This is a genomic window from Variovorax sp. FW305-3-2-15-B-LB1 (assembly GCF_058787635.1).
Map to the genome: position 1 here is coordinate 1 of NZ_JBYSZY010000094.1, position 12922 is coordinate 12922.

Sequence of the window (12922 nt, forward strand, 5' to 3'; positions counted from 1 at the left end):
GGATCAGGGCTCGCCCTTGTTTGAGCGAAGCGAGTTTGGGCGAGACCCCGCGAAACGTGAGCACCGCAGGTTGCCCGTAGCGAAGCGGAGGGACGCAGACAGTAGGGTCGCCTTTCTTTTGCCTACGTTTCTTTGGCGAAGCAAAGAAAAGTAGGTCGGCCGCCGGGCCGAGACCCGGCCCCGGAACCCAAACGAATCAGCGCGCGTGCGTAACGCCCCCGTCCACCACAAGCGTAGACCCCATCACATAGTCCCCAGCCCGCGAAGCCAGGTAGATAGCGGCACCAGCCATGTCCTCAGGCGTACCAATGCGCCCAGCAGGAATCCGTCCCTTGACCTCATCCCCGTGATCCCGCGCATCCTTGTTCATATCCGAAGCAAACGCCCCCGGAGCAATCGCACTGACCACGATCCGATCCTGCGCCAACCGCAGCGCCATCCGCCGCGTCAACTGAATCAACCCAGCCTTGCTCGCCGCATACGAATAAGTCTCCTGCGGATTCACAGAAATCCCGTCGATAGAAGCAATGTTGATCACCTTCGCCAGATGATCCGTAGCCGCCTTCTTGAGCATCGGCGTCAGTGCCTTCGTCAGGAAGAAGGGCGTCTTCAAGTTCAAGTCGACAACCTTGTCCCATCCACTCTCCGGAAACTCCTCATAAGGCGCCCCCCAGGCAGCCCCAGCGTTGTTGACCAGGATGTCCAGCGACCCTTCGTGCTTCGCATAGGCATCGACCAGCGCCTGAGCCCCTTCCACAGTAGAAACATCCGCTGGCAGCGAAACGCAATGCCCAAAAGCCGACAGCTCCTTCGCCGTCTGATCGCAAGCCGCCGCCTTGCGCGCCGAGATGTACACGCGCGCGCCCTGCGCCAGGAAGCCCTCGGCAATCATGCGGCCGATGCCGCGCGAGCCGCCGGTGATCAAGGCGCTGCGGCCCTTCAGCGAGAAGAGTTGGGTGGTGTCCATGTGCGTTTGTCTCCTGAGTGGTGGAAGAGAGGAAGTTCAATTCCCGTCAGGAGAAAGCTTAGTCCGCGACGCGCCCGCGCCGCGTCACCTAGGCGGCAGCAGGAGCAGAAGGCAGCGCCAGCCGGCGCGGGCTCTCGAAGGTGCGCAAGGCGCCATTCAGCGGGTCGACAAAAGCCAGCGACCGCGCCAGCAGCTGCAGCGGCCTGTCGAAGTCGTCGTTCCCCGCGGGCTGCAGCGTGGGATAGAACGGGTCGTTCACGATCGGAAAACCCAGCGCCTGGCAGTGCACCCGCAGCTGGTGCTTGCGGCCGGTGACGGGCGAGAGTTCCAGCAGGGCATGGCCGTCGCGGGCCTCGCGCAGCACGATGCGGGTTTCGGAATTCGGCTCCCCGGGCGCTTCGCGCATGCGCATGAAATGGTCGTCGTCCACCAGCCGGCTGCGGTAGACGGCGGGCACCGACGAGACGCCCTCCTGCCACGGCACGACGGCTTCGTAGTGCTTGTCGATGCGCCGCTCGGGAAACATCGCCTGGTAGGCGCCGCGCGTCTCGCGGCGCACCGAGAACAGCACCAGCCCCGAGGTATTGCGGTCGATGCGGTGCAGCGGCACGAGGTCATCCAGGCCGAGCTTGCGCTTCAGGCGCACCAGCAGGCTCTGCTGCACGTACTTGCCGGTGGGCGTGACGGGCACGAAGGGCGGTTTGTCGACCACCACGAGGTCGTCGTCCTGGTGCAGCACCAACTCTTCGAACGGGATGGGCGTCTCGGCGTCGAGCGCGCGGTAGTAGTACACGCGCAGCGGCGACTCGTAGCGCCGCGTGGCGGTGATGGGCACGCCGTGCTCGTCGCACACGTCGTTCGCTTCGATGCGCGAGAGCCAGGCCTCGCGCGAGATGGCGGGAAAGCGCTCGACCAGAAAGTCGGCGATGGTGGGCCAGGGGCCGTAAGGCAGCGAAACGCAGCTTGGGCTCACGCCGTCGCGCGTGGGCATCGGAACGGGGAAGCGGGGGCGCGTCATGGTGCGGCGGCGTCCAGCACCGACAGCACCTCGGCGAACGACGGCCGCGCCGCCACCTCGGGCTGCAGGCAGCGCGCCGCGAGCGTGGTCAAGGGCGAAGAAACCGCATCGTCGCAGCGCTCGGCCAGCTCTTCGAGCAGGCAACCGAACGCGCGCATCTCCACGCCCTGCAGCGCCTTCGCCAGTGCCGGGTCGAGCGCGCCGGTCATCCAGCCCGCGCCGAAGTCGCCGAGCCGCCCGCCGTCCTGCGCATGCCACAGGATGTTGTGGGCGTATAGGTCGCCGTGCAGCAGGCCGCGCGCATGCAGGTGCGCCATGGCCGCGGCGATGTCGCGCGCGATGCGCAGGGCGGTGCCGGTCGTCCAGCGCGCATCGTCGGCGTAGACGTCGCGGGTGCACGAGGCCAGGCTCGGCGGGCCGGCCAGGGTGCGGAACGAGGGCGGCACCAGCGCCATCACCAGGCCTTCGGTGCCGTCGGGGTGGCCGTCGATGCGGCCCTGTGCGGCGATCAGCGTCGGGTGCGCGCCGGCCGCGATGCAGGCCGCCATCTCGCTGTGCGGCCAGCCGTCGCTGGTGACGGCGCCCTTGAACAGCTTGACGGCCACGGGCTGTGCGGCGCCATCGGGCGTGGCCAGCGTGGCGCGGTGGATCACGCCCGAGGCGCCTTCACCGAGCTTCGGGCCGAGCGTCAGGTCGCGCCAGTCGACGTGCGGCACGGTGGGCGCGTCGATGGCGGCGTCTTCGGTCTGCGCATCGAACGGGTTGCCCGCGCAGGCCAGCCAGGCCAGGCGCGGCAGGGTGGGCAGCCACTCGGGCAGCGCCTCGAAGCGGTTGGCCGACAGGCGCAGCAGCTCGATCTGCCGGCAGCGGGCCACCGACGGCGGCAGGGCGCGTAGGCGGTTGCCGGCCAGCATCAGCTTCTGCATGCGGGTGCAGTCGCCGAGGGTGTCGGGCAGTGCCTCGATTGCGTTGTCGGTCAGGATCAGCCAGCGTAGCGAGGGCGGCAGCGCCTCGGCGGGCACGTGGGCGATGCGGTTGGCCTTGAAGCCCACGATGTCGAGCTTGCGGCACTGGCCGATGGAGGCCGGCAGTGCGGTGAACCGGTTGTCGGAGCAGAACAGCACGCGCAGCCGGTGCAGCCGGCCGAGGTCGTCGGGCAGCGCACTGAGCGCATTGCCCGTGAGGTTCAGCGTTTCGAGGGTGTCGGCGAGCGCAAAAATCTCGCGCGGGAACTCGGTGAGTCCGCACGAGAGGTCCAGTCGTCGTGCGCCAGCCAGCCGGCCGGCGCGCAGCTCAGCCAGCGTGTTCGACATTGTCATTCCCAGAGTCTATGCGGCCGCCGCCGGGCCGCCCCAAGGCGAGCCGCGCCTCCCCCTCGGGGGGTGGAGTTACACGCAGCGAAGCGAAGTGAAAAGCCGGGGGGCCTCAGGCTGCGCCGAAGCGGTAGATGCCGTCGGCATCCAGCGTGCGCTTCACCTGCCCCGAGAACCACAGCAGGTGCAGGTGGGCCACGGTCTCGCCCATGGCGAAGGTGATCTGGTGCAGGTCGAGCTCGCGCTTGAACAGGATCGGCAGGCCCTCCGACGCCGTGATCGGGCGCGCGAGGCAGGCCTCGAGCAGCTCGGCCAGGCGGTCGCGGTGGTGCTCCTGCAGCTGGTCGACGCGGCGGTGGATGCCGGTGAAGGGCTTGCCGTGCGAGGGCAGGCCCAGCGTGTCGGCCGGCAGGGCCTTGAACTTGTCGATGCTGTCCAGGAACAGGCGCAGCGAATTGGCCTCGGGCTCGCCCGCGTGCACGCTCACGTTGGTCGAGATGCGCGGCAGCATCATGTCGCCGCCCAGCAGCAGCTTCGGCTCGGCGCAGTACAGCGCGATGTGCTCGGGCGCGTGGCCGTAGCCGCTGATGCAGCGCCAGTCGCGCCCGCCGATGCGGACGATGTCGCCGTCCATCATGCGCACGTAGCGGGCGGGCACGCTGGGCACCATGTTGGTGTAGTAGCTGGTGCGCGCGCGGATCTTGGCGATCGACTCGGGGTTGGTGAGGCCGTGCGAGGTGAAGAAGTCGGCCGCCGCGTCGCCGCCCGCGAGCGTGTCGCCGGCGCTGCACAGCACGCGCGCCACGTGGTAGTCGGTGGCGCTGATCCACAGCGGCGCGTTCCAGCGCTGGCACAGCCAGTCGGCCAGGCCGATGTGGTCGGGGTGCATGTGGGTGACGATCACGCGCAGGATCGGCAGGCCCTGCAGCTGGGTCTCGAAGATCTGCTCCCACTGCGCGCGGGCCTCGTCGTGCGCGATGCAGCAGTCGACCACCGTCCAGCCCTCGACGCCGTCGATCGTGTCGCGCAGCAGCCAGAGGTTGATGTGGTCCAGTGCAAAGGGCAGTCGCATGCGGATCCAGCGCACGCCGGGCGCGACTTCCAGTGCTTCGCCGGCGGCGGGCAGGGTGTCGCCCAGGGGGTAGTGGAGTTCGCGTTCGAGGAGGTTCATGTATGATTGACGTTTACGTAAACGTCATGGGTTGAGGCATCATTGTAGAGAATGCGCCGCCAACCTGCTGTCGCCCCCGCAACCCTTGCCGCCCATGCCCGCGCAGACCTTCACCATCAGCCAGCTCGCCAAGGAGTTCGACCTCACGACGCGCGCCATCCGCTTCTATGAAGACATGGGCCTGCTGTCGCCGGAGCGGGCCGGCCTGCAGCGCGTATACAGCGCGCGCGACCGGGCGCGGCTCACGCTCACGCTGCGCGCCAAGCGCCTGGGCCTGACGCTGGTCGAGGCGAAAGACATCCTGGACATGTACGACAGCCCGCGCGACACCGTGCCGCAGCTGGAAAAATTCCTGGGCGTGCTCGGCGCCCACCGCGCGCAGCTCGAGGCGCAGCTGGCCGAACTGCAGGCCAACCTCGCCGAAGTGCGCGAGCACGAGAAAAAGGGCCGCGCCACGCTGACCAGGGCGCAGAAGGCCGCCAAGGCCGTCCAGGACGCCCGAGGTGGCGAAAACACGCCCGACACAACGACTCATTGACAATAGACCACCATGCCCTCCGACAACCTCGACGACCTCTTTGCCCACAACCGTGCCTGGTCCGCCCAGATGGAGCGTGACCGGCCCGGCTTCTTCACCGGCCTTGTCAAGCAGCAGACGCCGCGCTACATGTGGATCGGCTGTTCCGACAGCCGCGTGCCCGCCAACCAGATCACCGGCCTGGAGCCGGGTGAAGTGTTCGTGCACCGCAACGTCGCCAACATCGTGGTGCACTCCGACCTCAACGCGCTCTCGGCGATCCAGTTCGCGGTCGAGCACCTGAAGGTCGAGCACATCATGGTGGTCGGCCACTACGGCTGCGCCGGCGTGAAGGCTGCGCTCAGCGGCAAGCGCATCGGCCTGGCCGACAACTGGATTCGCCACATTCAGGACGTGCGCGACCGCCACAGCGTGATGCTCGACAGCCTGCCCGAAGACGTGCGCGTCGATGCGCTGTGCGAGCTCAACGTGGCCGAGCAGGTGGTCAACGTGGCCGTCAGCACCGTCATGGTCGATGCCTGGGCGCGCGGCCAGAAGGTGCGCATCCACGGCTGGACCTTCGGCGTGCACGACGGCCTGCTGCAAGACCTCGGCCTGAGTGTCGAGGGCGACAAGCCGCTCGACGCCATCTACAAGGCCGCCGTGCAGCGCATCCGCTACAAGTGGAGCAAGCCGGCAGGCGCGTCGCCGTCGGCGCAGGCGGGTGCCGACGGCACCGAAGGCACCGAGACGCCGCCAGCCGCCTGAGTTCGCTGCCGCTGTCATCGCCGCCCCCGTCGGTATTGCCGCCATGTTCCCGCAGCGCCTCGATTCCCCGCTGGCCTACGACATCGCGAAGGCGATGATCGACGGGTTCAACCGGCACTACCGGCTGTTCCGCGCCGAATCGGCGCGCGCCAAGCACCGCTTCGAGACCGCCGACTGGCACGGCCAGCAGCGGGCGCAGCGCGAGCGCATCGAGTTCTACGACCTGCGCGTGAACGAGGCCGTGGCCCGGCTCGAAAAAGAGTTCAAGGCCGGCGACCAGCCCATGGAGGTCTGGCATCAGGTCAAGCTGCACTTCATCGGGCTGCTGGTGAACCACCACCAGCCCGAGCTGGCCGAGAGTTTCTTCAACTCGGTCACCACGAAGATCCTGCACCGGGCCTACTTCCAGAACGACTTCATCTTCGTGCGCCCGGCCATCAGCACCGAGTACATCGAGCCGCGCGGCGCACCCACCTACCGGCCGTACTACCCCTCGCAGGCCACGCTGCCCGACATCATCGAGCAGATGCTCGACGACTTCGCGCTGCAGGGCAGCTACGCCAACAAACGGCGCGACGCCGAGCGCGTGGCGCACGTCATCCTGAACCGCTTCCACCAGGTCAAGCTGCGCGCCAACTTCCAGCTGCAGGTGCTGTCGGGCCTGTTCTACCGGAACAAGGGTGCCTACGTGGTCGGCAAGATCATGAACGGCTTCACCGAGATTCCGTTCTCGCTGCCCATCCTGCACGACACCCACGGCAAGTTCTACATCGACGCGGCGCTGTTCGGCGAAGACGACCTGCAGATGCTGTTCAGCTTTGCGCGCGCCTACTTCATGGTCGACATGGAAGTGCCCTCGGCCTGGGTGCAGTTCCTGCGCTCGCTCATGCCGCGCAAGCCGCGCGCCGAAATCTACAACGCGCTCGGCCTGGCCAAGCAGGGCAAGACGCTGTTCTACCGCGACTTCCTGTCGCACCTGAACTACTCGAGCGACCGCTTTCGCATCGCGCCCGGCATCAAGGGCATGGTCATGCTGGTGTTCGACCTGCCCTCGTTCCCCTTCGTGTTCAAGGTCATCAAGGACTTTTATCCGCCGCAGAAGGACACCACGCGCGAGCAGATCAAGGGCAAGTACATGCTCGTGAAGCAGCACGACCGCGTGGGCCGCATGGCCGACACGCTCGAGTACAGCAACGTGGGCTTTCCGCTCGACCGCTTCGAGCCCGAGCTCATCGAGGAGATCCGCAAGTTCGCGCCCAGCCAGCTCGAGATCGGCGACCGCGACGGCAACGGGGAGATGGAGGTCGTGCTCAAGCACGTCTACATCGAGCGCCGCATGATCCCGCTGAACATCTACCTGCAGGAAGCCTTCGACACGCTGGCCCACCCCGAGAGCCCGGCCCAGGCCCGGCGCGCCAAGGACCAGCTGGAGCATGCGGTCATCGAGTACGGCAACGCCATCAAGGACATGGTGGCCGCCAACATCTTCCCCGGCGACATGCTGTGGAAGAACTTCGGCGTCACGCGCGGCGGCAAGGTCGTGTTCTACGACTACGACGAAATCGAATACGTCACCGACTGCAAGTTCCGCAAGGTGCCCACGCCGCGCAACGAAGAAGACGAGATGAGCGGCGAGGTCTGGTACTCGGTTGGCCCGAAGGACGTGTTCCCCGAGACCTTCGAGCCCTTTCTGCTGGGCAACAAGGACGTGCGCGCCGCCTTCATGGCGCACCACGCCGACCTGCTCGACGCCGCCTTCTGGCAGCACCACAAGGAACGCATCCAGGCCGGCCAGATGCTCGATGTGTTCCCGTACGAAGAGTCGCAACGCTTCCAGCACGAAGGCCACGCGACGCATTTCTGACCGCCCGTTTCTGATTCCGTTTTCGTTTCTTTTCTGATTTCACTTTCACATTCCTGAAGGAGACCTCCATGTCCGAATCCATCGTCATCGTCGGCGCCGCCCGCACCCCCATGGGTGGCTTCCAGGGCGACTTCTCGTCCCTCTCCGCGCACGACCTGGGCGGCGCGGCCATCAAGGCGGCCGTCGAGCGCGCCGGCATCGCGCCCGAGAGCGTGGGTGAAGTGCTGTTCGGCAACTGCCTCATGGCCGGCCAGGGCCAGGCCCCGGCGCGCCAGGCGGCCTACAAGGGCGGCCTGCCCGACAGCGCGGGCGCCGTCACGCTCAGCAAGATGTGCGGCTCGGCCATGAAGGCCGCGATGCTCGCGCACGACCTGCTGCTGGCCGGCACGCACGACGTCATCGTGGCGGGCGGCATGGAAAGCATGACCAACGCGCCCTACCTCATGCTCAAGGGCCGCGGCGGCTACCGCATGGGCCACGACAAGATCTATGACCACATGATGCTCGACGGCCTCGAAGACGCCTACCAGCCGGGCCGCTCCATGGGCACCTTCGGCGAAGACTGCGCCGCCAAGTACAACTTCACGCGCGAGCAGCAAGACGCCTTCGCCATCGCCAGCGTGCAGCGCGCCAAGGCCGCCACCGAATCGGGCGCCTTCAAGGACGAGATCACGCCCGTCACCGTGAAGGGCCGCGGCGGCGACACCGTCATCTCCATCGACGAAGGCCCGGGCAAGGTCAAGCTCGACAAGATCCCCACGCTCAAGCCCGCGTTCAAGAAAGAAAACGGCACCATCACCGCCGCCTCGAGCTCGTCGATCAACGACGGCGCCGCCGCGCTGGTCATGATGACCGAGTCGCATGCCAAGAAGATCGGCGCCAAGCCGCTGGCGCGCATCGTCGGCCACGCCACGCACGCGCAGCAGCCCGAGTGGTTCTCCACCGCGCCGGTCGGCGCAGTGCAGAAGCTCTTCGCCAAGACCGGCTGGAGCGTGAAGGACGTCGACCTGTGGGAAGTGAACGAGGCCTTCGCCGTCGTGCCCATGGCCCTCATGCACGAGCTCGACGTGTCGCATGACATCGTCAACGTGAACGGCGGCGCCTGCGCGCTGGGCCACCCCATCGGCGCCAGCGGTGCGCGCATCATGGTCACGCTGCTGCACGCGCTGAAGGCGCGCGGCAAGAAGCGCGGCGTCGCCACGCTGTGCATCGGCGGCGGCGAAGGCACCGCCGTCGCGCTCGAATTGCTATAACGCCAGGAGCCGCCGGCGCCCGGGAGAGGGCGCCGGCCGGTTTCCACCCCGGACAGTTCAAACAAAACCATGCGTAGAGCAGGAGATTTCATGCGCCCATCCATTCACCGTACCGCCGTTGCCGCCGTGCTCGCTACCGCCTTCGTGGCAGGTGGCGCCTGGGCCCAGAAGCGCGACAACGTGTTGTTCCAGGCCGCCACCGACGAGCAGCCGGCGGTGATCAAGACGCTCGAGAAGCTCGTCAACATCGAGACCGGCACCGGTGACGCCGAAGGCATGGCCGCCGCCGGCGCGTACCTCGAAGGCGAGCTGAAGAACCTCGGCTTCACCGTCACGCGCAGCAAGTCGGCCGGCCTCGTGGTCGGCGACAACATCGTCGGCAAGCTCAAGGGCCGCGGCGGCAAGAACCTGCTGCTCATGTCGCACATGGACACCGTGTACACCAAGGGCACGCTCGCCAAGGCGCCGTTCCGCATCGAAGGCGACAAGGCCTACGGCCCCGGCATCGCCGACGACAAGGGCGGCAATGCCGTCATCCTGCACACCCTCAAGCTGCTGAAGGACTACGGCGTGCGCGACTACGGCACCATCACCGTGCTGTTCAACACCGACGAAGAAAAAGGCTCCTTCGGCTCGCGCGACCTGATCCAGGAAGAAGCCAAGCTGGCCGACTACGTGCTCTCGTTCGAGCCCACCAGCGCCGGCGACGAAAAAATGTCGCTCGGCACCTCGGGCATCGCCTACGTGCAGGTCAACATCACCGGCAAGGCCTCGCACGCGGGCGCCGCGCCCGAGCTGGGCGTGAACGCATTGGTCGAGGCCTCCGACCTCGTGCTGCGCACCATGAGCATCGACGACAAGTCGAAGAACCTGCGCTTCAACTGGACCATCGCCAAGGCCGGCAACGTGTCGAACATCATCCCGGCCAGCGCCACGCTGAACGCCGACGTGCGCTACGCACGCAACGAAGACTTCGACGCCGCCATGAAGACCCTCGAAGAAAAGGCGCAGCAGAAGAAGCTGCCCGAGGCCGACGTCAAGGTGCTCGTCACGCGCGGCCGTCCGGCCTTCAACGCGGGCGAGGGCGGCAAGAAGCTGGTCGACAAGGCCGTGGTCTTCTACAAGGAAGCCGGCGGCAGCGTGGGCGTCGAAGAGCGCACCGGCGGTGGCACCGACGCGGCCTACGCGGCGCTCTCGGGCAAGCCCGTGATCGAAAGCCTGGGCCTGCCCGGCTTCGGCTACCACAGCGACAAGGCCGAGTACGTCGACATCAGCGCCATTCCGCGCCGCCTGTACATGGCCGCGCGCTTGATCATGGACCTGGGCGCCGGCAAGTAAGCCACGCACCCACCGACAAGAAAGAACTGGAGACAACGCCATGCTGCTCAGCGCAGACCAGGAAGCCATCCGCGACGCCGTGCGCGATTTTTCGCAAGCCGAGTTGTGGCCCAACGCCCCCAAGTGGGACCGCGATCACAGCTTTCCGAAGGACGTGCACCAGGGCCTGGCCGCGCTGGGCGCCTACGGCATCTGCGTGCCCGAGGAGCATGGCGGCGCGGGCCTCGACTACCTCACGCTCGCACTGGTGCTTGAAGAAATCGCGGCCGGCGACGGCGGTACCAGCACCGCCATCAGCGTGACCAACTGCCCCGTCAACGCCATCCTCATGCGCTACGGCAACGCGCAGCAGAAGAAGAAGTGGCTCGAGCCGCTGGCCCAGGGCCAGATGCTCGGCGCCTTCTGCCTCACCGAGCCGCAGGCCGGCAGCGACGCCTCGAGCCTGCGCACCACCGCGCGCAAGGACGGCGACGGCTACGTGATCGATGGCGTGAAGCAGTTCATCACCAGCGGCAAGAACGGCCAGGTCGCCATCGTCATCGCCGTGACCGACAAGGGCGCCGGCAAGCGCGGCATGAGCGCGTTCATCGTGCCCACCGACGCGCCCGGCTACAACGTCGCGCGTTTGGAAGACAAGCTCGGCCAGCACAGCAGCGACACCGCGCAGATCAACTTCGACAGCTGCCGCATCCCGGCCGAGAACCTCATCGGTGCCGAAGGCGAGGGCTACAAGATCGCGCTCGGCGCGCTCGAGGGTGGCCGCATCGGCATCGCCGCGCAGAGCGTGGGCATGGCCCGCAGCGCCTTCGACGTGGCCGTGGCCTACGCCAAGGAGCGCCAGGCCTTCGGCGGCGCCATCTTCGACCAGCAGGCCGTGGGCTTTCGCCTCGCCGACTGCGCCACGCAGATCGAAGCCGCGCGCCAGCTCATCTGGCACGCCGCCAGCCTGCGCGACGCCGGCCGGCCCTGCCTGAAAGAAGCCGCCATGGCCAAGCTCTTCGCCAGCGAGATGGCTGAGCGCGTGTGCAGCGCCGCCATCCAGACCCTGGGCGGCTACGGCTACGTGAACGACTTTCCGCTGGAGCGCATCTACCGCGACGTGCGCGTGTGCCAGATCTACGAAGGCACGTCGGACATCCAGAAGCTGCTGATTCAACGCGCGCTCGCCTGATCACGTGAACCGGCGCCGCGGCCGACCCTGGGGCTCGATCGCCGCGGCACTCGCGCTCGTGGCGCTGGCCGCCTGGAGCGTCGTCATCGAGCCGCGCTGGGTGGCCGCGCGAGTCGAGCCCTTGGGCTCGGCGCAGTGGCAGCCGCCGGCAGGCCTGAAGGTCGCCGTGGCCAGCGACTGGCACCTCAGCACGCGCTCGCTGTGGCGCGTGACCAGCGCCGACCGCGCCGCGGCCATCGTCGACCAGATCAACGCGGCGCAGCCCGACGTGATCCTGCTGCCCGGCGACTTTCTTGCGGGCTCCGGCGACGACGAAGACTTTTCCATCGAAGCCATGGCCGCCGTGCTCGGCCGCCTGAAGGCGCCGCAGGGCGTGTACGCGGTGCTTGGCAACCACGACTGGTGGCACGACGGCGAACGCACCGCCAAGGCCTTGTCCGCACAAGGCATCCGCGTGCTGGAGAACGCCTCGGTGCGCCTGCCCGGGCACGCGCTCTGGGTGGTCGGCATCGGCGACGACTCCACCGGCCATTCACAACCCGACAAGGCCCTGGCCGGCGTGCCACCGGGCGCCGCCACGCTGGTCATGATGCACGACCCCTTCAGCTTCGCCGGCATGCCGCGCACGCAGGGGCTCGTGGTGGCGGGGCACACGCACGGCGGGCAGATCAGCGTGCCGGGCTACGGCGCACTGGTGGTGCCCGGGCGTGCGCCGCGTGAATGGGCCTATGGCTGGATCGCGCACAAGGACAACAAGCGCATGTATGTGACCAGCGGGCTCGGCGTGAGCATCCTGCCGGTGCGGTTCAACATGCGGCCTGAGTGGGTGATGTTTCGGTAGGGGGCGTACCGGTCGCTGGCGCTTGACGGGCGTCGTGGAGGCCGCGAACATTGCCGTCGCCTTGTGTGAGGTGCAAGGCCGGGTTTAGCAGCCCGCTGACATCCTGCGCAGCAATTCTTGGAGGCCTATGGCCAATGCTTCAAGCGCAGTCACCGACGCCGGTTGTTCCTGTGCGTCTTCCCGTTCCGCCACTCAATTCACACCCTTCGAATGGATGCAAGGCGAACGGCTCCCGCCTTCACTGCAAAGCCACGCGGCGTTTCTCAACGAGGCGCGCGATGTGGTGCAGGGCGCGCAGACGTTGGTTCAGTTGCTCGAGTGGGATGAGGATCGGCGCGACGCCGCTTCTTCTGATGCAGGCGCCGCCCCGCTTTTCGATGCATGCCAGCGCAGTTCGCTGCAGCGGTTTCTCGCGGTTTCGCTGGGGCTTCTGCATGGGCGGATTGAAGCGCAGTGCGAGGCGGTGGACGAGTAGGAACACTTCGCTGGGGCTTGAGTCCTGCGCAACTCTGGGCATCAAAACAACGGTTGCCGAACTGGCATGAGCCGAGCGATCGGAACGATCGTGAGCGTAACTTTTCCCTCGTAAGATTTGGATTACAAAACAAGCGAGGAGAGAGTTTGATGAGTGGAGTTAAAAGTTTTACATCGGTCATGCTCGGCGTGGCCGTGATGCTTGCCGCATGCGGCGGAGGGGGAGG

The 12922-nt window shown here is 67.1% G+C and carries 13 protein-coding genes; 9 read left to right on the top strand and 4 right to left on the bottom strand.

Translation table 11 applies throughout. From position 1 onward, the window contains the following. Positions 1–196: 196 nt before the first annotated feature. The 4 genes from AC3WQR_RS30805 to AC3WQR_RS30820 form a co-directional block, all read right to left on the bottom strand. The gene (locus AC3WQR_RS30805) at positions 197–967 is read right to left on the bottom strand and encodes an SDR family oxidoreductase (RefSeq protein ID WP_492745816.1); all 771 of its coding nucleotides are present in this window, start codon (positions 965–967) and stop codon (positions 197–199) included. A gap of 88 nt (positions 968–1055) precedes the next feature. Continuing rightward, a complete protein-coding gene (locus tag AC3WQR_RS30810; RefSeq protein WP_492745818.1) occupies positions 1056–1985 on the bottom strand; it encodes a pseudouridine synthase in 930 nt (309 codons plus the stop codon). Continuing rightward, complete coding sequence (locus AC3WQR_RS30815; RefSeq protein WP_492745829.1) at positions 1982–3298, bottom strand: leucine-rich repeat-containing protein kinase family protein; 1317 nt, start codon at positions 3296–3298, stop codon at positions 1982–1984. The genes AC3WQR_RS30810 and AC3WQR_RS30815 overlap by 4 nt, the downstream gene beginning before the upstream one ends. Before the next feature lie 112 nt (positions 3299–3410). Then, positions 3411–4469, bottom strand: coding sequence for an MBL fold metallo-hydrolase (locus AC3WQR_RS30820; protein WP_492745820.1), 1059 nt, complete (start codon positions 4467–4469; stop codon positions 3411–3413). A 94-nt stretch (positions 4470–4563) separates the two neighbouring features. Here AC3WQR_RS30820 and AC3WQR_RS30825 point away from each other — a divergent pair, with 94 nt between their 5' ends. From AC3WQR_RS30825 to AC3WQR_RS30865, 9 genes are all read left to right on the top strand, one after another. Next, positions 4564–5007: a MerR family transcriptional regulator gene (locus AC3WQR_RS30825; protein WP_070062936.1), complete on the top strand. Its 444-nt coding sequence runs from the start codon at positions 4564–4566 to the stop codon at positions 5005–5007. Between the two features lie 12 nt (positions 5008–5019). After that, positions 5020–5754 (top strand): carbonate dehydratase, encoded by a 735-nt coding sequence (gene can, locus AC3WQR_RS30830; protein WP_062478745.1) that lies wholly within the window; start codon positions 5020–5022, stop codon positions 5752–5754. 43 nt (positions 5755–5797) lie between these two features. After that, positions 5798–7618, top strand: a complete 1821-nt coding sequence (gene aceK / locus AC3WQR_RS30835; RefSeq protein WP_062478759.1) for a bifunctional isocitrate dehydrogenase kinase/phosphatase — start codon at positions 5798–5800, stop codon at positions 7616–7618. Between the two features lie 68 nt (positions 7619–7686). Continuing rightward, positions 7687–8871 (top strand): acetyl-CoA C-acyltransferase, encoded by a 1185-nt coding sequence (locus AC3WQR_RS30840; RefSeq protein WP_095746933.1) that lies wholly within the window; start codon positions 7687–7689, stop codon positions 8869–8871. Positions 8872–8961: 90 nt separating this feature from the next. Further along, positions 8962–10209, top strand: a complete 1248-nt coding sequence (locus AC3WQR_RS30845; protein WP_487850637.1) for a glutamate carboxypeptidase — start codon at positions 8962–8964, stop codon at positions 10207–10209. A gap of 40 nt (positions 10210–10249) precedes the next feature. Next, positions 10250–11380, top strand: a complete 1131-nt coding sequence (locus AC3WQR_RS30850; RefSeq protein WP_070062930.1) for an acyl-CoA dehydrogenase family protein — start codon at positions 10250–10252, stop codon at positions 11378–11380. A gap of 4 nt (positions 11381–11384) precedes the next feature. After that, entirely contained in the window at positions 11385–12221 is an 837-nt protein-coding gene (locus tag AC3WQR_RS30855; RefSeq protein ID WP_492745823.1) for a metallophosphoesterase, read from the top strand. A gap of 127 nt (positions 12222–12348) precedes the next feature. Further along, the gene (locus AC3WQR_RS30860) at positions 12349–12696 is read left to right on the top strand and encodes a hypothetical protein (RefSeq protein WP_492745825.1); all 348 of its coding nucleotides are present in this window, start codon (positions 12349–12351) and stop codon (positions 12694–12696) included. A gap of 17 nt (positions 12697–12713) precedes the next feature. After that, the coding region (locus AC3WQR_RS30865; RefSeq protein ID WP_492745827.1) for a hypothetical protein at positions 12714–12922 on the top strand (209 nt) is incomplete at its 3' end.

Coding starts and splice junctions, on each gene's coding strand:
- AC3WQR_RS30805 (WP_492745816.1), bottom strand. CDS start 967: ATGGACACCACCCAACTCTTCTCGCTGAAGGGCCGCAGCGCCTTGATC.
- AC3WQR_RS30810 (WP_492745818.1), bottom strand. CDS start 1,985: ATGACGCGCCCCCGCTTCCCCGTTCCGATGCCCACGCGCGACGGCGTG.
- AC3WQR_RS30815 (WP_492745829.1), bottom strand. CDS start 3,298: ATGTCGAACACGCTGGCTGAGCTGCGCGCCGGCCGGCTGGCTGGCGCA.
- AC3WQR_RS30820 (WP_492745820.1), bottom strand. CDS start 4,469: ATGAACCTCCTCGAACGCGAACTCCACTACCCCCTGGGCGACACCCTG.
- AC3WQR_RS30825 (WP_070062936.1), top strand. CDS start 4,564: ATGCCCGCGCAGACCTTCACCATCAGCCAGCTCGCCAAGGAGTTCGAC.
- can (WP_062478745.1), top strand. CDS start 5,020: ATGCCCTCCGACAACCTCGACGACCTCTTTGCCCACAACCGTGCCTGG.
- aceK (WP_062478759.1), top strand. CDS start 5,798: ATGTTCCCGCAGCGCCTCGATTCCCCGCTGGCCTACGACATCGCGAAG.
- AC3WQR_RS30840 (WP_095746933.1), top strand. CDS start 7,687: ATGTCCGAATCCATCGTCATCGTCGGCGCCGCCCGCACCCCCATGGGT.
- AC3WQR_RS30845 (WP_487850637.1), top strand. CDS start 8,962: ATGCGCCCATCCATTCACCGTACCGCCGTTGCCGCCGTGCTCGCTACC.
- AC3WQR_RS30850 (WP_070062930.1), top strand. CDS start 10,250: ATGCTGCTCAGCGCAGACCAGGAAGCCATCCGCGACGCCGTGCGCGAT.
- AC3WQR_RS30860 (WP_492745825.1), top strand. CDS start 12,349: ATGGCCAATGCTTCAAGCGCAGTCACCGACGCCGGTTGTTCCTGTGCG.